At 55.2% G+C, this 21,968-nt stretch carries 17 protein-coding genes; 13 read left to right on the forward strand and 4 right to left on the reverse strand.

Features of this window, described 5'->3' with window-relative positions; all coding sequences use genetic code 11:
* Positions 1-16: 16 nt before the first annotated feature.
* From GEOBRER4_RS13720 to GEOBRER4_RS13760, 9 genes are all read left to right on the forward strand, one after another.
* On the forward strand, positions 17-1,285 hold the full coding sequence (locus tag GEOBRER4_RS13720; protein ID WP_185242779.1) for a hypothetical protein: 1,269 nt from the start codon (positions 17-19) through the stop codon (positions 1,283-1,285).
* Positions 1,282-3,000: a hypothetical protein gene (locus GEOBRER4_RS13725; protein ID WP_185242780.1), complete on the forward strand. Its 1,719-nt coding sequence runs from the start codon at positions 1,282-1,284 to the stop codon at positions 2,998-3,000. Before GEOBRER4_RS13720 ends, GEOBRER4_RS13725 begins: the two co-directional genes overlap by 4 nt.
* Positions 2,997-3,629, forward strand: a complete 633-nt coding sequence (locus GEOBRER4_RS13730) for an OmpA/MotB family protein (protein ID WP_185242781.1) — start codon at positions 2,997-2,999, stop codon at positions 3,627-3,629. Before GEOBRER4_RS13725 ends, GEOBRER4_RS13730 begins: the two co-directional genes overlap by 4 nt.
* A 68-nt stretch (positions 3,630-3,697) precedes the next feature.
* Positions 3,698-6,046 (forward strand): dynamin family protein, encoded by a 2,349-nt coding sequence (locus GEOBRER4_RS13735; protein ID WP_185242782.1) that lies wholly within the window; start codon positions 3,698-3,700, stop codon positions 6,044-6,046.
* Positions 6,047-6,061: 15 nt separating this feature from the next.
* Entirely contained in the window at positions 6,062-8,311 is a 2,250-nt protein-coding gene (locus GEOBRER4_RS13740; RefSeq protein WP_185242783.1) for a dynamin family protein, read from the forward strand.
* A 25-nt stretch (positions 8,312-8,336) separates the two neighbouring features.
* Positions 8,337-8,714: a CCDC90 family protein gene (locus GEOBRER4_RS13745; protein WP_185242784.1), complete on the forward strand. Its 378-nt coding sequence runs from the start codon at positions 8,337-8,339 to the stop codon at positions 8,712-8,714.
* A 13-nt stretch (positions 8,715-8,727) separates the two neighbouring features.
* Entirely contained in the window at positions 8,728-9,513 is a 786-nt protein-coding gene (locus GEOBRER4_RS13750) for a hypothetical protein (protein WP_185242785.1), read from the forward strand.
* Between the two features lie 2 nt (positions 9,514-9,515).
* Positions 9,516-10,997, forward strand: coding sequence for a hypothetical protein (locus GEOBRER4_RS13755; RefSeq protein ID WP_185242786.1), 1,482 nt, complete (start codon positions 9,516-9,518; stop codon positions 10,995-10,997).
* 99 nt (positions 10,998-11,096) lie between these two features.
* A complete protein-coding gene (locus GEOBRER4_RS13760) occupies positions 11,097-13,271 on the forward strand; it encodes an AAA family ATPase (RefSeq protein WP_185242787.1) in 2,175 nt (724 codons plus the stop codon).
* Positions 13,272-13,333: 62 nt separating this feature from the next.
* Here the strand turns inward: GEOBRER4_RS13760 and GEOBRER4_RS13765 are convergent, their stop codons facing one another.
* From GEOBRER4_RS13765 to GEOBRER4_RS13775, 3 genes are all read right to left on the reverse strand, one after another.
* Positions 13,334-14,098, reverse strand: coding sequence for a DnaA ATPase domain-containing protein (locus GEOBRER4_RS13765; RefSeq protein ID WP_185242788.1), 765 nt, complete (start codon positions 14,096-14,098; stop codon positions 13,334-13,336).
* Positions 14,095-14,487, reverse strand: coding sequence for a hypothetical protein (locus GEOBRER4_RS13770; RefSeq protein ID WP_185242789.1), 393 nt, complete (start codon positions 14,485-14,487; stop codon positions 14,095-14,097). Before GEOBRER4_RS13770 ends, GEOBRER4_RS13765 begins: the two co-directional genes overlap by 4 nt.
* 1,036 nt (positions 14,488-15,523) lie before the next feature.
* Complete coding sequence (locus tag GEOBRER4_RS13775) at positions 15,524-15,841, reverse strand: hypothetical protein (RefSeq protein WP_185242790.1); 318 nt, start codon at positions 15,839-15,841, stop codon at positions 15,524-15,526.
* A 387-nt stretch (positions 15,842-16,228) separates the two neighbouring features.
* Between GEOBRER4_RS13775 and GEOBRER4_RS13780 the strand changes: the two genes are divergently transcribed.
* The 3 genes from GEOBRER4_RS13780 to GEOBRER4_RS13790 are packed head-to-tail and all read left to right on the forward strand — an operon-like array spanning position 16,229 to position 20,326.
* A complete protein-coding gene (locus GEOBRER4_RS13780; protein ID WP_185242791.1) occupies positions 16,229-17,155 on the forward strand; it encodes a substrate-binding domain-containing protein in 927 nt (308 codons plus the stop codon).
* Positions 17,156-17,162: 7 nt separating this feature from the next.
* Positions 17,163-19,823 (forward strand): response regulator, encoded by a 2,661-nt coding sequence (locus GEOBRER4_RS13785; protein WP_185242792.1) that lies wholly within the window; start codon positions 17,163-17,165, stop codon positions 19,821-19,823.
* Entirely contained in the window at positions 19,820-20,326 is a 507-nt protein-coding gene (locus tag GEOBRER4_RS13790) for a GNAT family N-acetyltransferase (protein ID WP_185242793.1), read from the forward strand. The genes GEOBRER4_RS13785 and GEOBRER4_RS13790 overlap by 4 nt, the downstream gene beginning before the upstream one ends.
* Positions 20,327-20,342: 16 nt before the next feature.
* Here the strand turns inward: GEOBRER4_RS13790 and GEOBRER4_RS13795 are convergent, their stop codons facing one another.
* On the reverse strand, positions 20,343-20,717 hold the full coding sequence (locus GEOBRER4_RS13795) for a type II toxin-antitoxin system MqsA family antitoxin (RefSeq protein WP_185242794.1): 375 nt from the start codon (positions 20,715-20,717) through the stop codon (positions 20,343-20,345).
* Between the two features lie 211 nt (positions 20,718-20,928).
* Here GEOBRER4_RS13795 and GEOBRER4_RS13800 point away from each other — a divergent pair, with 211 nt between their 5' ends.
* Positions 20,929-21,615 carry an N-acetylmuramoyl-L-alanine amidase gene (locus GEOBRER4_RS13800; RefSeq protein ID WP_185242795.1) on the forward strand — a complete coding sequence of 229 codons (687 nt, stop codon included), beginning with the start codon at positions 20,929-20,931 and terminating at the stop codon, positions 21,613-21,615.
* Positions 21,616-21,968: the final 353 nt, after the last annotated feature.

Below are 21,968 nucleotides of genomic sequence, written 5' to 3' on the forward strand. Positions count from 1 at the left end.
CGATTAGGGAGGGGTTATGGGCCTGTTAAGCAGGGTTTGCAGCGCGGTTGGAGGTGCTATCTCTAGTGTCGGGAGTGCAATCTCTAGCGGGATCTCGGCGGTAGCCTCGGGTGTGCGCGGTGTTTTTTCGGCCGGCCTTGAGGCAGTAAAGCAGGCAGGAGCTGCGATCGTCAACGTGACCAGGAATGTCCTGGGCGAAAAGAGTAGAAACTGGTTTGGCATACTTTTCGAAGGGGTCAAAGGCGCCATCAAGGGTGGAGTGGAAGGCTTCCACGAGGGTGGCCTTTGGGGCGCTATAAAGGGGGCCTGCAAAGGGGGGTGGGAGGCCGCCAAGACGGAATACCTGCGCCAGAAGAGCGAGGAGGCAGAAGAGGAGGCCTATCGCCAGTACCAGCGCAGAAAGGCGCGGGAGGAGGAACACCGCCAGGAGCCTCCCATCGACATTTCCCACGATAAGGAGCTCATGGCACTAGCAACGGCAGTGAACGAGTTCCTACCTACGCTTTCGACAAAATTCAAAATGGCAAACACCGAGCTTGTATCGAATTTTTCGGAATACCTTAGGGTAGACATATCGATGGCCTTCATTGCCGATATCGCCGAAAGACTCAGCGAGATCGATTCAATCGCTGAAGTATCTCCTGGAGACCGGCGCCTGATCGCTCTGGTGAGCAAGCTCATCATGGACCAGGACATGAGCGAGGCGGAACTCCAGGAGTTCGACAGCATGGTGAAACAGCGCTACAAAAAAAGCCTACTACTCATGGGCTCAGAGCGTTTGTTCGGGATCTGGACCGGCGAGGAGAGGGCCATGTCCAGGTGCATCGAGAATAACAATAAGCAGCTCGCACTCCTAGAAGTCCGCATAGGAGCCCTTGAGAATTATAAAAAATACGGGAAGACACTGGATCCTAACCAGACAGAACAGCTTGAGAAGATGCGTCATGAGCATGACACCATCAATGGACATCAGAAAAATGACTCTGCCTACTACAAGGATCTGAGGATCGTAACGGGAGCATCAGAGGGTCTCCTGCACCAGGCGGAGTGCGACGACCGCGGGGAAGCCGTGCGGGCTGCGGAGCGCGCGCGCATGGATCGCGCAGGGGCGATCTTGGAAAATATGGTTCGCGATATGGAGACGGTGCGCAAAACCCGAAAGCTGGTGCTGAGTGAACCGGACCGCATGACCCTAACACAGTTTGCAGACTTATATATGCCTGGGGCGATCAAACGACAGAAAGATAACACCAACGAATACATAGTCGCGGAGGTAACGGCATGAGCGGGGAACTGCAACAACTGCTCGCATTCTTGCTGCCGAGAAGCCCTCTTGACTTCTTGTTCTTCATCATCCTTTTAGGCTGGATGGGGTACAGCCTGTATGCAGCTAATCAGGTGGTGAAGCGTTTCCCAGCCCTAATCGAAAGTTCCCCGCTCTTCAAGCATATCGATACCGGGAATGCCCATGATCTCATGCTGGCTGCGCGAGTCCCTCGATGGGACAACGTGGTGGACAACGCTCCGGGGTTTGCACTCGTCCTCGGCCTTCTTGGCACCTTCCTAGGTATCGGACTTGCGATCAATCATGCAGGCCAGATCCTCGGTCAACTGAGCCAAGCAGGAACCGAAGCTGCAGATATAACAAAGAGCATTGCTAACCTAAAGCCCATGCTCATGGAGATCGGACTAAAGTTCAAAAGCAGTGCCTGGGGCATCATGACTCACATCGCCCTAAGGGTCCTCATCCCAAGGTATTTTGAGATCGACAGGAAACGGGCTGAGGCGGTGCTGAAGGAATTGCAGGATGACGCCAACAGGAATAAGGAAGACGCTCGGACCGTCATGCAGTTGGAACAGGAAGCTCGGGAACGTCAGTTCCGGGAGACGGCAATAACGAATCAGTTGCTGAAGAGCCTGGTCGTTGCGGCCCAAAGGAACGAAGAGCAGAGCAGCATCCAGAACCGCAACATCATTACGGCCATAACGAACCTTCGTGAGGGAGCCGAAGAAGTTGCGATGCGATCGCACCAGGAGACACTGCTGGAGCTCAGAACACTGGGGGAGAATCTCGTTGATCTGCTGGAATGCAGCAGGAATACTGAGGAGAGTCTTAAGGTAATCAAGAATTTCGGTAAACAGGTGGATAAGCTGGGTGGTTCGGTAAACATCTTTGCCGATAAGATCACGGAATTCAAGGAGGAAACCCGTCAGGTCTTGGAAGACATGGACGAAAGTCTTAAATCTTCCATTCAGGGGGTCGATACCACGGTAAACGCCATGAGTACCAGGATCGACGCAGTGCTCAAATCCTTTAGTAAAAATATGAGCGATACCATCGACAACCTGAAAATCAACATGAATAGCTCAACCGAAAGGTTGAATGGAACAGTCGTTGAAATGAAGGATTCAATGACTAAGACCATTTTAAGCTTTAACGACAAAGTAACGGAGACACTTGATGCTGCAGGCGAAAAAATTTCTGAATCCAGCCGCAGCATTGAGAAGCAGGTCAATCTGCTTTCCGATCAACTCGGCCTTGCACTGAAGAAGGTCTTTGATGCTCTTGAGACAACCAACAAGGTCACGATCGAAATGGAAAAACATTACGAGCAGATGGCTTTGGTCTTCAAAAGTTATGAGAAGTCCAATGATCGTATGATGGACCAGATTATAGAAATGACGAGCAACAGTGCACGTTACAGTACGGAGATCGCCGACATGTCAGAGAATCTCGCAGTAACCTTTGGAGCCGGCGGGGAAATCGCAATCAAGCTGGACCAACTGGTCCGAGAGCACCAGGGCGACATGAACCAGTTGCAGCAGATAACCGCAGCCATTGACGGCGTTAGAACGACCATGCCTGTTACCAACCAGGCCATTGTGCAAAAACTGGAAGGGCTTCTTGACGCCTCACACGGCATAAAGGCTGTTTCGCTCGACGCCCTGCAGAGCTTGCTGAAGATCCACGAGAACATGCAAAGGACGGCATCAGCATGAGCCACGACACCCAAGGTGAATGGATTTCCATAGGCGACTTCATGGCTGGCATTGTCGGCGTGCTGATCCTCTTTTTCATTATGGCAGTGCTCATATCGGTGGCAGCACGTGCCGAGGCCGAGCAGAGGAAAAAAGTCGGCATCACCAAAGTAATGAAATCGCTGAAAACCGTGCTTGCCAAGGAACATATGGACGGGATTGAACTATTACCGGACCGCGGAACCCTGCGTCTACAGGACAGTTCTTTTGCCAGCGGCAGCGCCTGTCTGGATGCAGACGCCGGCGCATTGCTAAGCCAGAAGATGGCCTCCATTGCAGAGGAGGCCCTTCTTAGCGACAGCAGCCTGTCCATCCAGATCGAAGGGCACAGCGACTCCAACCCGGTGAACCACATCGCCACGGATCCAAAACTGTACTGCGCAGTCTTCGACGATAACCACACCCTTTCCGCCGGGCGTGCCAGGGAAGCCAGAAAGGCACTAATCGAGGGGTTCCACAAGAAGGACATAAGCGCGAGGATTTCCGTAGTAGGCTACGGTCCTGATCGCCCCCTGGACCCGGAGGACATGACCAGTGCCCGCAACCGTCGGGTGGAAATCAAATTCGTGCAGAGCGTCCAAGCTCAGTGACCCGGCAGGCAGCGCGACACACTAGCTGAATGCCGAAGCTATAGGATTTCCCAAAGGAGGATGCGTGCATGACTACACGCGTTGTCAACCAGATACTTGCCAGCACCCTTGAACTGAGAAACGAGCGCATCCAGCAGGCCACGTCCTTGGTCAACCAAACAAAGGATCTTTTCGACCTGTGCGGCAATCCGGAACTGAAAACACTCTACAGCCGCTTCGACAACCTCCTTAAAGGGCTCGAATCGAGCCAGGTCCGGCTGGCGTTCATTGGAGAATTCTCCCGCGGCAAATCTTCCTTGGTCAATTCGCTCCTAGGAGTGCAGTTGCTCCAGGAGGCCCTGGAGCAGACGACCGCAATCAACACCTTCATCCATGCCCTCCCACCACAGGAGGACACTCCCTTCGTGATCATACATTTCAAGGAGGAGTTGGACCGGCCTCCACTACGCCTACCCTGGAACGACGATCAGGTACTAAAGAAATGGGGAACTGAGCTAGTAACCGAGCACCGGGACGCCCGTCTGGAGGTAGACCGCATCGAGGCATTCACCCGGCACCCCCTGCTTGACAAGGGGCTCATCCTCGTGGATACCCCCGGACTCCAAGGGGTGTTGAAACATCACCATGACATTACCATGGAAGCAATCGACCGGGCCCACATCGCCGTCTGGGTGCAAAGCACCACCCAGTTGGGCGGTGCAGAAACGGAATGGCGTTTCCTGCGCGAAACGGTACGCAGGAATTTCAACAAGTTCATTACTGTGGTCAATATGTGGGACAAGGTATTGGAGGCCCAAGACGCACAGGATAAAAATGTTTCGCGTGAAGAGTTGGATACCCGCAAAATGGAAGTGGTTCGGCACAACTTTAGGACCCAACTGGACGCAACTCCGGAGGAACTAGCGGTGCTGACCAGCAGGCGAAACCTCATGGGAGTAAGTGCCCTGTGGGGGCGTGATCCGGACCCAGATAAAAGACGATTATCCCGCATCGATGAATTGGCCGAGCGTATCGCCGAGATTTGTACAGGCGAGGAGGCCCAGCAGGAAATCCTACGGAGGCCGTTAGCCACTTTGGGTGACATCCAGACCACTCTTTTAGCCACGGTTCAGGATGAAATACGCCTGTTGGAGTCTCCGCAGGACTTGAAGGAGCACAGGCGAGAGTTGGAACTGCTTGAGCAGGAAATCAGGAACCTCAACCTCGAGCTAAAAAATGCGGAGAACGAAACACGAAGTGAGCACCACAATGCGGCCATGCACCACGCGAGAAAGGTCCGCGAGACGCTGGTTGAGCCCCTAAAGGAGTTAAGGGACCGGGTGGAGCAGTACCTGACGCCCCAGTACGTAAGGAGGCAGATTGAAAGTAGCTCAGCCCGGGGGGGAACCTGTGCGATCGGCCTACCGGAATCCGTCCAGGAGGAGTTTGAGCGGGTGACCAAAGAAGTCGATGCTCGCTGGGAACTTCAGAAAAGTGAACTGCAGTCTGCCCTGCGGGACCTTCGGACCAATTATCAGGATGAGATGACTAGGAGGGTCAGCGAGGTCCACAACTCTCTGGACAATATAAACATCAGCCTCCCGAACCTTGACATCAGCTTCGAGATTGACCTCGTAAAAGTGGTCGAATACCAACAAAAGGCCATGGAACTGCAGGCGATGAAAGAAAACTGTGAGAGAGACATTGCCGATCTGGATGCGGATCTTATGCAACATGGGGAGAACCACTCGAGGTTAGAGTTGGCTCGCCAAGCCCTTGAGCGGGCAGAGCGGAACATCCGCAACCTTGGCCCTCAGCCATCCCCACTCCAAGGAAACCGGAGAGAAAAGGTATCCAGCGGCGGCCTGTACAGGTCGGCTCAGTACGCCAATGTCCCCTATGCTGATGACTCCAACCTCCGCGCTTACCAGAAGGAGAGGGAAGAACTCAAGGAAGTGCTTGCCCAAAGGGAGAAGGGGTTGGAATTGGTGATAGAGGAAGAATTCAAGCGGTCCCAGAAACGGATCTCGCTGAAGGCGGCGCAGCAGAAGGTGGAGGCGGAATTACGGCGACTTGAGAGGCAGGAGAAGGAGTACCAGCAAAAAGTCGAGGCAGACAAAGTCCAGATCGCTGAGCAGATATACCAGACCCTATCAAGACGGACCGCCGGTGACCTAACGCTGCGAATAGCCTTCTTAGAAAAGCATGTCGCCTCTGCGGTTGAAAAAGTATTTAGCGACCAACTCGATTTGCTCATTGGCTGCGTAGAGGAGCAGTTTGTGGAACCTCTACGCGCCAAAGCGGGGCAGCGCGAGCAATCGCTGGAAAGTATCGGCAAAGGAGAAGAAGAGGTAGCACGCCGCCTTTGCCTGCTTCATGAGGCCTGCGGTCGATTAGAGAATGTCGCAGCACAGACGCGTGCGGCTCTTGATCAATAAGACGAGGAGGAACTGATGGATCTCGATAAGGTTATGGAACTAGTGCCGGAGAAGCTGCGGGAGTCGGCGGATGCGCTTTGCGCGAGAACCTTGCACTCGGGAGAAGCCCTCAAGGTCTGTCTCGTCGGGGCTTTTTCTTCAGGCAAGAGCAGCCTTATCAACACACTTATTGGGGAGAACATACTACCCACCGCTCTGGAAGAGACTACAGCGCTACCGACTTTTATCGAGTACGGAGAGGAACTGGCCATGCAGTTGGTGAACCAGTCAATGGAGACCACTCCCCTCACCGTAGTGGAGTTCCAACAGTACACTATCGCTGCACCGGAGGGAGCGGCCTTTACCCTACTAAAGCTGCCACAACCCTGGTTGCAGGGGCTACTACTCATAGATCTTCCTGGCCTAGGGGGAAGTTCGGAGGAGGCCCGCAGTTACACTCTGGCACAAATCAGACTTGCCGATGTGCTGGTCTACATGATCCCTGCAAGGGGACCAGCAAGCGAGGACCTGGAAACCCTTGCGGAGATAGGAAGCTACGGTAAAAGGATCAAAATAGTGGTCTCCCACTGGGATGAGGTTGAGGCCGCCGCGGCCGCAGGTCAGCAAGTGCCGGACCTCTCACGGTGGGCGGAACACATCCAGCAGGGGGCCGGCCTGAAGACGGTTCGCCTCGAGGGGGTAAGCAGGTTCGGGCACGGGAAGGAAGCTGTGCTGGAGTTCCTGGCACGTGCTCTTGACGATGCCAGCCTTATCAGAGAGCGTCGTTTTAAAGCAGAACTGGAGCCGTTAGTGCGCAACGCCCTCGATTCTAATCTGGAAGAGCAGGAGTGCTGCTCCGTTCAGGGTGAGGAGGCCATACAGGCGCTCCACGAACGGCTTCTTGCTTCTAAACGTGAACTCATCGAGTTAAAGACCTCTCTCTATGAGCAGCAGCACCAGGACCAGAATCGGCTCGAACAGGAGGCATCCCTGGCTCTGGAACGGATACGTCAGGGGCTAAGTGACAAACTCGAGGCGCTACGCGCACCGCTCGAGGCACGCTTCTCAACGGAACAATGGGACGCCTTCCTGAAGCAGGCGCAGCACCACTCGAGGGGGGCGGTGGCTGAGGCCGCCGACGCCCTCAGCTCGCATTCAGCCAGCTACGGAAAAATAAACCTTCTCGCCAGTGAGATGCAGGCGCTCAACCTGCATTTCCCTGTGCCTGAACAGGTGGAAGCTTCCGATTTCCTTGATCTAGCGCAGCTTAAGAGGCTGGAGACGGCGCTCACTGAACTGCAGGACATGCAGAAAAGAGAACAGCAGAAGTGCGACTCCCTCCCAGTGCCGCTGGCGCAGGCGACCGAGCGAGAGCTGGAGCTGGAAGAGCTCCGAAAGCAGTACTTAAAACTACAGTCGACACCGCTGCCCCACGTGATCGAGGAAATCACCAGCAGCGGCATCGGAAGCACAGTCGGGCGCACGGTTGGGGAAATTGCCGACATAGCCCTCCTTTTTGTTAACCCCACCACCGTAGCCTCCAAGACCGCATCCATTGTCGGCAAGGGGGCCAAAGTGGTAAACATTGCTGTCGATGCAGGCAAGGTGGCCAAAACCGTCAGTAAGGGTGTCAAAACTGCGAAGGCTTTGCAGTATGGCAACAAGGTTCGCCCATTGGCAGAGAAATTCGGGGTGCTCGAGATGCTATCGCTTGGATACTGGGGGGAGAAGATCGGCGGAATGTTCGATACCCAAAACCAAGCTTTAGAATACATCGACCCCGAGGCCCTAGCCTGTCAGCAGGCTGCGCTCAATGAGATACAAGAGCGTATGGCTGAGTTCATCCGGCAGCAAAACCGCCTTATGGACATTGAATCTGAGCGGGAACTCTCCGGCCTAGCCCTTGAACAAAGCCGACGGGAGCAGGCCGTGATCGCTCAGCGAATCGCCGCACTGAAGGAGCGGGCTGAGGCGAATGCGCAAGCGGCCAAGGAGGAGGCTGCGCGCCGGCACGAGGCGCTCAGGCAGCAGGAGACCGAAAAGGCCATCCGTCTGCTATTGCGTGCTTTCGAGCAACAAACCCGGCCCATGTTCGAACTGCTGCTGCTACGCTGCAAGCAGTACTGGCAGGACGAAGTGGAACAGACTATCTCGGAGCGGACGGCAGAAATCGAGTCGCTGACCGCGCGACTTGGAAAAAGCCCCGCAGGGCAGGAAGCTGAGCTGGCACTACTCGACGCTGAGGCGAACGACCTGCGTCAGGTACTTGGGATACTGGCCGCATGACGGCCTGGACAGCTGTGGGGGAGTTATGCAAACAGATGAAGAGCTGTCGGCTGTACGCGCGACCGTGATCGGGGCTGATTTCAACGGATTCCTGGTATCGGAGGTTATCGACGGTTATCTGAAGCAGGTGGCCGAATCGGCGGTCCGGTCAGAGGCAAGGAACGCCGCACTCCAAGATGAAAACGTAAGGCTGTCTAGAGAATTAGAGAGGCTCTCCAGCGAAATGCAGCAAATTTCAGATTCTATCCGCAAAGAGATCTCCCTGCTCGATGGGCGTGTGGACGAATTAACCCAGCTCATTATCAAGACTGCCACCGCCCTCGCGATGGACCACGCCCCTCCCAACTCCTCCGACGAGAGTCACCAGTCTCGGACGCGACGGCCTAACCTTTTTGGTAGCTAAGAGGGAGATCGCCGTGACTGGTGAACTGGAGATCGCAAGTGAGGACCGGCGGGCCTTTATGATCCGTAATAGGAGCAGTGAGCCAGATTTGCCCTCCCGCTTGCGCATCACACTCAAAGAGGAGATTGACCGGATTGTGCCGGATGACGCCCCCAGGCTTGCAAGCGAGGTGAAGGCCCGACAGCGCCTAGATGACCTAGCTGAGTCGGCACCGGCTGTGCTCATCCTCCTTGCCGGCGACTTCCTCGTGGGTGAGGGCTCTTGGACTATCCTCCGGGATTGCGCAACCATCCATCTTTACGCAAGGATCCTCGATGATGCCCTTGACGAAAACATGCCGGTGCACCGCGGCAACCTGCTACGCGCCCAGCCTATGCTATGGCGTGCAATTGGCGGGCTCGCGGCATACCACGCGAAACTTTGGCCCGAGGCGACCCATCTAATTGACGAAACCGTAGCTGGGGTCCATGCAGACAACCAGTACACCGACGTGAGATCTTGGGGACGAAAAAACCACCACCTGTTGCTGATCCCCTTGCTTCTCAGAGAAAACAGCCCAGAGTACCAAGCCTGCAAGACGGCATTATCCCATGGGATCTGGGTTTTACAGGCGCGGGAGGAACTGCAGCAAGTGCGGATCAGGGAAGTAGCACCCCTTGTTCTGGATTGGCTCTCTTGGTTCCTGTCCGGCCCCGGGCTCCCCTCCCTGGCTGAAAATGGTTGGAGTCTCTTTGCCGATCGCTGCCTTTACGAGGGGCAGCAAATCATTAACCAATTGCAGTGTCTCTCGAGGGATTAAGAATGCCAGCGAGTACTAGCCCCATACTTTCCCGAACCATCGCCGAGTTCTGTCTCAAGATGCAGGAAGCGCGGACCTATGGGGATGCTGTAGCATCGATCCGCATCGTAGGAGAATTTTCGGCCGGAAAAACCATGTTAGTCCGCACCCTGCTGGAGGGACTGGCAGAACCTGGCCTGCTCCCCCACAGCGCTATGGAACGCGAGACATTTCTACCACTCGAGGTTACCTACGGCCCCAGGGTGAGGCTTACGGTGCTGGAAAGGCCCACTGATGACTCCCCTTCGCGTGAGATCGCCGAACTCTGTGCCTTTCCAAATCGACAGGAGCAGCTGACTAGGTTTCAGCGTGGGACTCACCGCCTTAGGCTTGAGGTCCCAGGCCTGGAATCCCGCGTGATATTGCCTCCAGGAGAGGACTACCTTGACAGCGAGGAACCTCTCCGATTCTCCCTCGTTGATATGCCGGGCTGGAACTCTGGGGAGAGCAGAATGGAGGAAAACCCGCAGGAAGACCTGATGGGGGAGTGGAACCTTGCAGCAGTATATGTGGCGAATGCCTGTCGTCTCGACTCGGCGCTCAACCAAGAACTCCTGGAGCGTTTTTGTGACGCTTCATTTTCCAGTTTCCCCGCAGTGCTGTATTACCTCATCACTAGCTGCCCTTCGGTGGACCGTGAGCGTATTGTCGCCAGGGAACAGAAACGCGCAAGAGAATTGCTTACCAGGGTACTTAGCAGCAAGAACATGGATGAGGGAGATTTTGTACTTGTGGTAGAAGCTGTGGATTTTGAAGCCATGTCCTCAGCCGAAAAAGAACTCTTCAGAGAAAACTTCTGGTGCGGGATCAACCGTCCCCCGCGGCGGGACGGGAACATTTGGGAAAGATTGATCTGTGAATGGCCACCGGAATGGGAGGTCAATGGGTATTTTTCTGAAGTCGGTACTGCCGTAGAGCGTGCACGGGCAACCCTGATAAAAGTTAAACGGGATGGAAGGTACCTGGCACGTCTCAACAGGACAATGCTTCTGGAGCTTAGTCCTGAGGAGAGAGCAAAGAAGGTCATGAAGACATGGCTGGAACAACTCGGAGTGGCTGACGCGGTACCTGCTTTTTTCCCGGCAACTCGTCCCCTCCCCTCAGGCCATCCGCTAAGCGCCTGGTGGTCAAATTACTTTGAACCAAGCTTGCGTGAAATACGGACCCCTTTGGAGACGCTTCTAGAGGAGGCTGCCCGAGCCATAAGCCTAATCCCCGAGGAAGCAGACATTGAAAGCTATCTCTCCGGATGCCTCGATGGCTTCCTGGTGCGGGCGGAAGAAGCACTATACTCCTCATTTGCTTCTCTTTGTTCCAACCTCACTGCCCTCTCAAAACATTCCCCCACCGAAATCATCGCCACAGCACTGACTCTCTCTGTTATGGACGGCAAATACCGTGACTACCTGTCCCAAACCTCCTTGCCTAAGCAGACGGGTTTTTAATTTTCCTTCTTTTCTCAGTTGGGACACCTAATCATGTGACAGCACTTGTCGCTTCGGGAGCGCATACTTCTCCAAAGACTTGATTCCAGGAGGTGTAGTATGGCGCGATGGCCTTTGAGACGGCAGCCCTTAGTGAAGAAACTTGACAAGGAAATGAGCAGGTACCTTCCGCTTTTCGGAATATGGCTTATAGACCTAACCATCATCTGTGGGTGGCATAGACCAACTTCGCCAAGAAGGTGGCCCGAAATCTTTGATGATGCCGATTTTTGCCTGATGACGGGGATGGAGTCGGTTAATTCTACTTCGGCCACTGATGATGAGGAGGATAACGATGAAGAACCCATTGGCACCATCACCGTTTCGCGCTGCCGAAAGTTGCTGCACAGGCACCGCGCACTACTTATCAGGAAGAAACTATGTTCTCAGTTACCGATGTTCAAAAATATTAATTTTCTTGCTGAGTTACTAGATTTAAATGATGCCGACAAAGCCGCGCTGACCTTTGCTGCGGGGTTGAAGGTATTTCCCCAACTTGACGGTGCGATCAGCCCGCGTGGAGAAAAAGTCTCGACCACTTCTTTTTGCAAGATTCTTGCGCGCATCACTGGGTTGCCAGAACAGGATCTTCTTTCAGCTCTCTCGCCGGACGGCCCGCTGGTAACTACGGGCTTGGTGAAAGTCAATCGGAGTGTGTGCTACCTCGAAGAGAAGATCGCATGCATCAACGGATTGGAGGACATTCTGCTTCTGGATCACAGGGACTCAGCAGAGGTTATGGAGTGTTTCCTACGGCCAGTGGATGAGCCTTCTCTTACGTTGGCAGATTTCCCCCACCTGCGTCGGGACAGCAACCTTTTAGCGGGCTACCTATCTAGCGCCTTGGACGCCAAGACGCAGGGGGTCAACATTCTCATCCATGGAAGGCCAGGAGTGGGTAAAAACCAGTATGTACAGGCTCTTGCAGCCGAGCTGAAGGTAAAGCTGTACGAAGTATCCTACTCGGACAACGATGGCAATCCCGTGAAGGGCGAGAGTCGCTTACGTGCCTACGCCCTTTGCCAGCGCTTCTTAGCCCGCGCCCCGGGGAGCATGCTGCTGTTTGACGAGGTTGAGGACGTATTCCAGGGGGGGCATAACTTCTTCAGCATGCTAATGGGCGATGAAGAACGCTCTGATGGTAATGGCAAGGCTTGGATCAACCGTACCCTGGAAGGTAACCCCATTCCCTCGATTTGGATAAGCAACCGTGTAAACCAGATCGACAAGGCGTACCTCAGACGTTTCGACTACTCCGTCCACTTTCCGACCCCGCCGTTGGGCGTACGAGTTTCCATGGCTAAGTATCATCTGGATCAGTTCAATCCGCCTGATTCGTGGATCGAACAACTGGCGTCCAACGATGAGATCACTCCTGGACAATTTCAAAAGGCCGCTAAAGTGGGTCTCATCGGCAGCAAAGGAGACAACAAGCTGGCCCTGAATCTGGTGGAAAACGTGCTACTTCGAAGCACGTCTCTTCTTGGTCAAAGACGCACACCAAATAGAAATATTCTCCGGACGGGTTACAGTCTGGAGTGGCTGAATACTGATGTCCCTGTAGCATCACTGGCCGAGGGAGCAAGGCTTCGTCCAAGAGGAACCTTCTGCTTTTATGGCGCCGCCGGCACTGGCAAAAGCGAACTTGCCCGTTATCTTGCCGACCAGGCGGGGAGGCCGTTGTTGGTGCAGCGCGCCTCAGACATCCTGAGCCCTTATGTAGGGGTTGCTGAGCAGAATATTGCTGAAATGTTCGATCGGGCCCGCCAGCAAGATGCGGTACTCGTCTTGGACGAGGCCGACAGCTTTCTTGCCGACAGGCGCGGTGCCCACAGGAGCTGGGAGGTGACGCAGGTGAATGAACTACTCACCCAGATGGAAGCCTTCGACGGGATCTTCATCTGCACAACAAACCTGATGGAGAAGCTTGATCCAGCGAGCCTGAGGCGCTTCGCCTTTAAGGTACGCTTCGACCCTTTGACTCCAGACCAACGCTGGTCCATGTTTCAGTGGGAGTTATTAAGGCTCGCCGGATCTGGAGATGAGGCATGCGGCTTCGAGCAAAAGGTGCGCTGCCTTGAAGCCCTTACTCCTGGCGACTTCGCAGTGGCGGCTCGCCAATTTGATATCCTGGGTATAGCAGTTACTGCAGACGATCTTTATTGTACTTTGTTAAAAGAGTGTGAGGCAAAACGGGGCAGAATGCACAGGATTGGTTTTGAAACAACCGGGTGAGCCGTGAAAGGGGGCAGTTGAGTGGCAACCCTCCAGACGATTGTTGCTGCAGTAGCCGCCCCCTACTCCAATCGCAGTAAGGACCGGAGGAGGTCAACAGTAATCTCCAACTGGCTACCGGCCGCGAACGCCTTTAACGTAACGAGGTTCCCCTCCACCCTGCGCAGGTCGCCGGTTGTGACAGTTGCAAAATGCAGAGCTACCTCTTCCGATAAATCGAGACCGTGTTCAATAGCTTTTTTCCTTAGAAACAAGAGCCTGGTTTCCTGATCCGGTGCTTCAATTCTCACAATCACCCCACCACACAACCGGGACAACAATGCCTCATCAATTACAGCCCCCCGGTCACGCATGGTGCGGCAAGTCGCCACGACCTGCCTCCCCGCTCTCTGCAATGCCTCGATGGAATTGAAAAACTCCTCCTGGGTAGCCTCTTTCCCTGCCATGAACTGGATATCGTCGACCAGAAGGAGGTCGACCGTACGAATGCTGTTGCGGAATCGATCCATTTTATTGCCACGCAAGGCCTGAATCATCTCGTTCATGAACTGTTCACTTGAGAAGTTAAGTATGAGAGCAAGAGGATTGATCCTGATCCTTTCGTTGCCAACCGCGTGCAGCAGATGGGTCTTACCAACGCCAACGCCGCCGTATATTAGGAGGGGATGGCAGCTTCCCAACACCCCAGCGGCGACATCCCGCGCAGCAGAGCAGGCAAAACTATTGCCCGCGCCACACAGGAATGCGTTGAACGTTTGCATTGGATTAAGGCCTGTTGATTTCATGTAACGGGCGCCCCCTGCCCCTCTTGTAATACGCAATGTCATGAACTCTCCGGTGGAGAGGGAAGGTCTATCTCAGCAGTTTCAGCCTCGTCGGGCAACCATTCAAAATACGTCAACCCGATTCGTTTCCGCCGGGATCCTTCGAGGTAACCTTCAATTGAATAAGTTGCCCCGTTGAAATCAACGGAAAAGTAGATGCTGCCACACTTGAAGAAACTATCTTCTTCGACGTTCAATTGTGATCTCAGTGGCTCCGCCCAGGCGTCATGCCCAATATAGCGTAACCTTCTCCGGCAGGGCCTTATTTTGAAGGCATCTCGGCACAGCCCAGGGTTTATCACAGTGGCAACCGCAATAAAAACTTTCCATCGGTGGAGATTAGCATCAATCTTTGCCACCCGGTTATGCATCTCATTCAGCAACGTCTCCACCTCGAACTCCCCGAGTGTGTATGCCTCACCTTCTTTTTCGACATCGCGATTTATCCTTTTCGTAACTCCATACAGTGATTCAATATACTATGGGTACGACAAAACGCGTCGCATCGCGAAACTGACAAATTACAATTCCCCCTGCTCTACCCCTTCACTTCCTGCCAAGCCGCGGCGTCATAAATTTCCCAGACTTTGCCGTCCTCAACGTGGCATCTCGGGCTCCATCCGTCGGTTGGCGCCAAGACCATGAGGTCGGAGTAGGGACGCACGTATTTCTTTCCGAGAACATTGGTTATTTTTCTGCCAAGGTGCTCTCTAAAAGAATCTGATGAGAGGGGTACAGGCTTTCACCAAACTTTCACCAAACTTTCACCAAACTTTCACCAAACTTTCACCAAACTTTCACCAAAAACCGCGAATTGTAGTGACTCTCCCCGGTCCGCTGCGGACTCCAACAGACTGGAGAAGTGCGGCTAACAACCTATTTATACAGCATAAAACCACTAAATCACATGATGATTAAGAAAGCGGCTTGGTGGGTTCGATTCCCATGTGCTTCCGCCATTAACCATTTCAAACCATTTCAAGGTATTGCTAAACCCGCCAAATTGGCGGGTTTTTTTATTCACAAGGGTGCGGTCAAGAGGCCTCTCAGTACATGAAACTACCATTTCCGTTCGGCATGATGATGGTCGCCTTGTGCTTTGTGGCGGGACTACGGCACAGAAGACGCCCAACGATGCGGTGACGATCCGGATTGGCGGTGGCGACGCTGCATTGACCGAGGTGATCGCTCCGGGGAAGGAGACGTTCGAGGAGGAAACCCCGTCGCTGCGCCTGGTTACGGTGCAGAGCAGGCCCGGAACGGAGCTCGCGAATCTGGGAAACGGCTCCCTCGATGCCGTCGTCACCGTGAGCCTGGAACGACTGTCCAGCGCGTGGCTGAGACCGGACCGGCACCGGCCGGGGGGCTTTTCCGGGAGGTCCCCATCGGCAGGAATCAGACGGTCATCTTTCTCAACGACATCAAGATCTAGAAGGGACCAAGAAGCAGCTGAAGGCTATCTTCACCGGCAAGATCACCAAACTGGGAAAAGTCGGCGGCCCCAACCGGCGCATCGTCGTCTGGTCCCCGGCGTCTGAGGGAAAGAACGAGCTCTTCATCAAGGAAATCCTCCAGGGCGAGCGCGTCGTGTCCAGTTTCGCCCCTGTCGCCGCCGAGGAGATGAGAAAGAAAGAAAGTACTGGAGACTCCCGACGCCATCGGCATAGGTCCCAATGCCTTGGTTTCTTGCGGCGTGCGCGTCCCCGGCAGCCCGAAGCTCGCCTCCTCCGTGGTGCTGATTACCAAGTGGGAGCCTGCGCCGAACGTGCAAAAGCGTGTAGACCTCATCAAGGAAGTAGCCTTTCTCCCCGGACCGGCCCACGCCCAGTTTAAGCCACATCCCCCCTCAATACCCGCCTTGCATCGGGAAAACAGCAACGCCCTGAGTCTCCTTTGGCTTTATCAGGAAGATTTCGCTTCTGATTGCTTTCACACGTTACTGACACAGCGAAAAGCCGTTAAGAGTATTAGAAGAAAGTTTGCATCGGGGCCTGTACTCAATATAATGCAACTGCAGCTATGCAGGTCACATCTGTCAGTGAGGAGTGTTTCAAGTTCTCCTGAAAATATCCGAAGCTATATGCAGAAGATTACAGCCTGTCTCGGGCATCCCCATCTCAGGAGGACCCAATCATGCTGACCAGCCGGTTCATATCGTTGCTGATGGCTCTGGCTTTCCTTGTTGCTCCAGGATGCAGCAAAGAAGAGCCTAAGAAAATCGACCTGGGCAAAAGGGAAGTCCTGAAGAACGCTGACAGAGCGAAAACTGGGGTGATCCGGATCGCGGTAGGCGGTATGATAACTCCCAAGGAGGGGCTCGCCTACTACCGCGAATTCCTCGACTACATTGGCGACGAACTCGGCAAGCCCGTGGAATACGTGGACATCCCGAGCTACGAGGAAACCAACAAGATGCTGGAGAACCGGAACATCGATGCCGCCATCGTCTGCAGCGGCCCCTATGTCGACGGTCACAAGAAGTTCGGCCTGGAACTTTTGGCCGCACCCAAAGCCTTTGGCGCTGCCGTTTATTATTCCTACATCATCGTTCCGAAAGAGAGCTCCGCGAAGGCCCTGGACGACCTGAAAGGGAAGACGTTCGCTTTCACGGATCCCCTCTCCAACAGCGGAAAGCTGGTGCCTGAGTACCTCCTCGCGAAGAAGGGGTACAGCTCAAGCACCTTTTTCAGCAAGACCGTCTATTCGGGCTCTCACGACAAGTCGATACAGGCCGTGGCCGGCGCGCTGGTCGACGGAGCTGCCGTGGACAGCCTCATCTGGGAATACCTCGCCAGGACCAAGCCCGAAATGACGGCGAAGACGCGGATCATCCTCAGGTCCGAGCCTTACACCACCCCGCCCTTCGTGGCCCACCCGGCGATGAATCCCTCAGTCAAGGAAAAGCTCCGCACCATCCTGCTCACCGCCCACACCACCCCTAAGGGGAGAGAAATCCTGGAAAAGATGATGACCGAACGCTATGTGGCGGTTGAAGACAGGGACTACGATTCGGTTCGCGACATGAAGAAATGGGTGTCGGGTCGGCAAAAGGAACGGTAGCCAAGACATGCGAAAGCCGGCCCTCAACCTGAGATCGAAGATACTCGCCATATTCCTGGCCATCTCCCTGGTGACCATAACCGGCATGATCGTGATCGCCCTGCTGTTCATCAAGCCGCTTCTGGAAGCGAAGCTTGAAAAGCGCGGCCAGTCGATAGCCCACGCCATCTCTTACCAGTGCATAACTCCGGTCCTCTCCAGGGATTTCCTGCAACTGGACCTGTTTTTACGCGAGTACGCCAACTCCGAAAACGACGTCTCCTACATCTATGTCACCACAGCTGAAGGCGAGGTCATCGCCCACTCCTTCGGCCGTACCTTCCCGGTGGCGCTGAAGGAGTTGAGCCGGCGGGCCGGGAAGGAGGCCAACGACATCACAAGGCTCCAGACGACGGAAGGGGACATAATACAGATATCCGAACCGATCCTCGACGGACACCTGGGCAGGCTGCATGTCGGAATGTCCCTCGCTCCGATACAAAAGGACATCAACGAGATCATCATGTCCCTCATAAGCTTCGCCGCCCTGTTTTTCTTCTCGTCTTTGCTGCTGTTACTGTTCATCGACAGGTGGATTGTAAGCCCCATATTCCTGATCAGGTCCGCCTCGCTGAAGGTCAAAGCGGGCGACATCGACAGCAGGGTTGCGGTGCGCTCCAGGGATGAGATCGGAGGCCTCGCCGAGGATTTCAACGGCATGCTCGACGCTATGAAGGAGTCCAGGGCATCGCTGGTTCAGGAGAAGCAACTGCTGGCCGAAAGCGAAAACAGGTTGAGGAAAATCATCCAGCAAAGCCCCTTATCCATGGCCCTTGTCAACCCGGACGGCGCCATAGAGTACATAAACGACTACGCCGTGCAGACCTTCGGTTACCAGCCTCAGGACATCCCCCACATCAAAGAGTGGTGGCTCAAGGCATTCCCCGATCCCGAGTACCGCAAGCAGGTGACCGGCCAGTGGACGGCACTCATGAAAAAAGCCGCCGCCGAAAACGGGTACATCGAGCGCCGGGAATACCAGGTCACCTGCAAGGACGGCACGCAGAAGACGATCCTCATTTTTGGGCTTTTGATCGACAACGAGGTCTTCGTCGTCTTCGAGGACATCAGTGCCCTGAAGCAGGTCGAGAAGGAGTTGAGAGCGTCGAAAGAGCACTTGGACGCCACTATCAACGCACTGCCCGATCTCCTGTTCAGGATCGACCGGGAAGGTCACATCTACGAAGCCCGCTATTCCAGCGCGAACCAGCTCTACCTCGCGCCGGAGCTCTTCCTAGGCAGGCGGCTGACAGAGGTACTGCCACCTGAGGCTGCAGCCGTCATAATGACCGCCCTTGGCGAGGCCGTCGCCAAGGGAAGCCATCGCGGCGCGATCTATTCGCTCCCCCTCCCCCAAGGAGAGCGGTGGTACGAACTCTCGTTGGCAGCGATGGGAAGGCCGGATCACCCGCAGACCCAATTCATCGTGCTTGCCCGCGACATCACGGAAAGGAGGCTTGCCGAGCAGGACCGGCTGAAACTCGAACAGCAACTGCTCCACGCCCAGAAGCTTGAGAGCCTGGGGGTACTGGCTGGGGGGATCGCCCATGACTTCAACAACCTGCTGACCGCCATCGTCGGCAACACAGATTTAGCCTTGATGCGCCTCGCCCCGGAGTCACCGGTACGGGACAACCTGCAACGCATCGAGCAGGCAGCCGGCCGTGCGGCGGATCTTTCCAAGCAGATGCTAGCGTACTCCGGCAAAGGGAGGTTCGTGATAGAAACAATCGATCTGAACCGGCTGATCAGGGAAATGACGCACATGCTGGAAGTTTCCATCACCAAGAAGGCCGTCCTCAACTTCAAACTTACCGACCCGCTGCCGACCATCGAGGCGGATGCCACGCAGTTGCACCAGATCATCATGAACCTGATCATCAACGCCTCCGAAGCCATCGACACGGAGAGCGGGGTCATCTCGATAGCTACCGGCAGCATGCAGTGCGACAGGAACTACTTGAACAGCATCTGGATGCACGAGCAGCTTGCCGAGGGGCTCTACGTCTGGCTTGAGATAACCGACACCGGTTGCGGAATGGACGCTGAAACGGTAGGGAAAATGTTCGATCCCTTCTTCACCACCAAGTTCACAGGCCGGGGACTCGGCATGGCCGCGGTGCTCGGCATCATCCGCGGCCACAAAGGGGCGATCACGGTCAAAAGCGAACCGGGCCGCGGCGCCGCCTTCAGGGTTTTCCTCCCTGCCGGCGGCAAGCCAAAGGACCCCGCAAACGGTGGAAATCGCGATGAGGCGGGTTGGAGAGGCAAGGGAACAGTGCTGCTCGTCGACGATGAACAGACGGTCCTCGATATAGGCGGCGAGATGCTGAAGGAACTGGGATTCGAGGTCGTGACGGCGATGGACGGCAGCGAGGCGCTGGAGCTCTTCAAACAGGACGTAGAGAGATTTTCCTTCATCATTCTCGACCTGACCATGCCGCGCCTGGACGGCGAGCAGACCTATCGGCAGATGAGACAGCTAAAGCCCGACGTCAAGGTGGTCATGTCCAGCGGCTACAACGAGCAGGAGATCAACCAGCGTCTAGGGGGGACGGGGCTCGCCGGTTTCCTGCAAAAACCTTACAACCTCTCCACGCTCAGAGACGTCATAAAGGAGATGAAGTGAGCCTTGCCATCAGAAAAGAAGCTCCCGCCGATGTAGCCGCCATTGAGGCGGTCACCATTGCCGCCTTTCTAAACACCCCGTACACGAGCCACACCGAGCAGTTCATCGTCAACGCGCTACGCAAAGCCGGCAAACTCACCGTCTCTTTAGTCGCAGAAGAAGGCGGTGAAATCGTGGGTCATGTCGCCGTATCACCGGTCTCTGTTTCGGATCGGACAACCGGCTGGTTTGGCTTGGGACCTATTTCCGTTCTCCCGGAATGGCAGGGGCGCGGGATCGGTTCAGCTCTTATGCAGGAAGCTTTGAGGGTGCTTGAAGAGGAAGGAGCCGCAGGATGCGTGCTGCTCGGCGAGCCCGAATACTATGGACGCTTCGGCTTCCGTGCCGAGCCGAATCTGGTCCTCCCCGACGTCCCGCCGGAATACTTCCAGGCGCTCGTCTTCAGGCCGCCCCTCCCCTGCGGAACCGTTTCTTATGACAAAGCGTTCAACGCTCAGGAGTGAGAGGAAAATGCTTCGTTCAGGCAGCCTTTCTGGGGGGGGTAAGTACCGATAGTGCCAGATCGCTCGACTGGAAAGCAGATCTCCCTAATTTCTGAAAGGCCCTGGGACCTCCACCGATCAAAAGCCCCGCGGCCTCCTGGGTAAGATGCAGCTTCTTTCTGATGCGGCGGATTTCCTCCGGCAGAAGGAGTCCCTCATAGAGGGCCTTGAGGTGGTTCAACATGCGGTCGGAAACCTCCAAATCCTCCCCGGTATGAACACTCTCCTCCGACTCATCACAGTACCACCCCGGCATGTCGAAGGTCACCGATTCCCCCTTATAGGTGAGGGTCATGGGGCGCGCGTCCCGGTACATCGGCACCCCTGTTTCGGGACAGACAGGGTTACTCATGAACCTTCTCCTTGAACGACAGCAGCAGAAATTCCGTAACGACAAGCCGGCTATCTCAAGGCGGATACCCGCGACTGGCTCCCCTCACACTTCGATACCGCCAGCTACAAATCCAAACGGCGCAAGTACTTCGCCTCGCCGAAAAAGTAGGCCGGAAAGACAAAGAAGAGCCGGTGGATCGCGGAGGCATCGCCCCAAAAGGAGGTTGCTCATGTACAAAGTGAAATTCTACCGTGGCGACTACATCGAGAGACAGCGTCAGGCCAACAGCGACAATTGCGTCGCTTACGTAGAGCAGCATTTCAACAGCTACACGGGCACAGACGACTACAGTGTGGTGGTAACCGGCTCCAACGCATCCCCCACCAGCAAAAACTGGGGGCGCTGGTATGCGGCGGCGGTGGCACGCGAATTCAACTCCCATGTGGGAGGGGATAACGGCATCAAGGTTGGAGGCTATGACGGCAGGGGAGACGGCAACCTCCGATACACCAAAATGCCCGCCATCCTGCTCGAACCGCTGTTCGCCAGCAACCCGCATCAGGCCGAGCTTATCCGCTCCGAAAGCGGGCAAGAGCGGCTGGCCCGAATCCTGTGCGAAAGCATCCAACGTTTCTTCCAGGACGGAGGAACCATAGGATTCAGCGTAGGGCACAAATACAAGACCTCCAATCCCAGCGACCGAGGAGTCCCCTTGGTGGGCGGAGGTTTGGAGGCAGACTTCGCCGAAAAAGTCCTGATCAAGGCGAAGGAGATGCTGGAGGCAATAGACGCTCCCGTAGAAGAGCGGCAACTGAGGGTCATGAAAGGCGGCGAACTGCTGTGGTCCGGCACGGTAGACGCCGACAGCGACGTACGCTGGGATCCAGTCAGAGGAGTGCTGCAAATCGAGGCGTAGCTGGGTCCCCCTGCCCTGCCCCATCAAACCGTGCATGGCAGGGGGCAGAGACCAATGCCTTTCGCGCTCTTCAGGGATCTTACACTTGGAGCCGAGTACGACATAGGAGAAAAAGCTTTTTCCACCGACTCCGTTGACCTATACCTCGTGGCGCCCTTGTACCTGGGATCTACATGGAAATCCCCTCTCTTTGTCAAATCCCACTTAGGCCCATGGACCGGCTAACGAATTACACGAATCATTGCGTTTCCATGTGCTCCGCCATTACCCCCCCTACCCCCTCACCTATTTGTGCTAATCAGGTCTATCCCCTCTATCAATCGAACAAATACCTCAAGGGCCATGCCTTGGTG

It is taken from the genome of Citrifermentans bremense, from assembly GCF_014218275.1.
Classification (GTDB): Bacteria; Desulfobacterota; Desulfuromonadia; order Geobacterales; family Geobacteraceae; genus Geomonas; species Geomonas pelophila.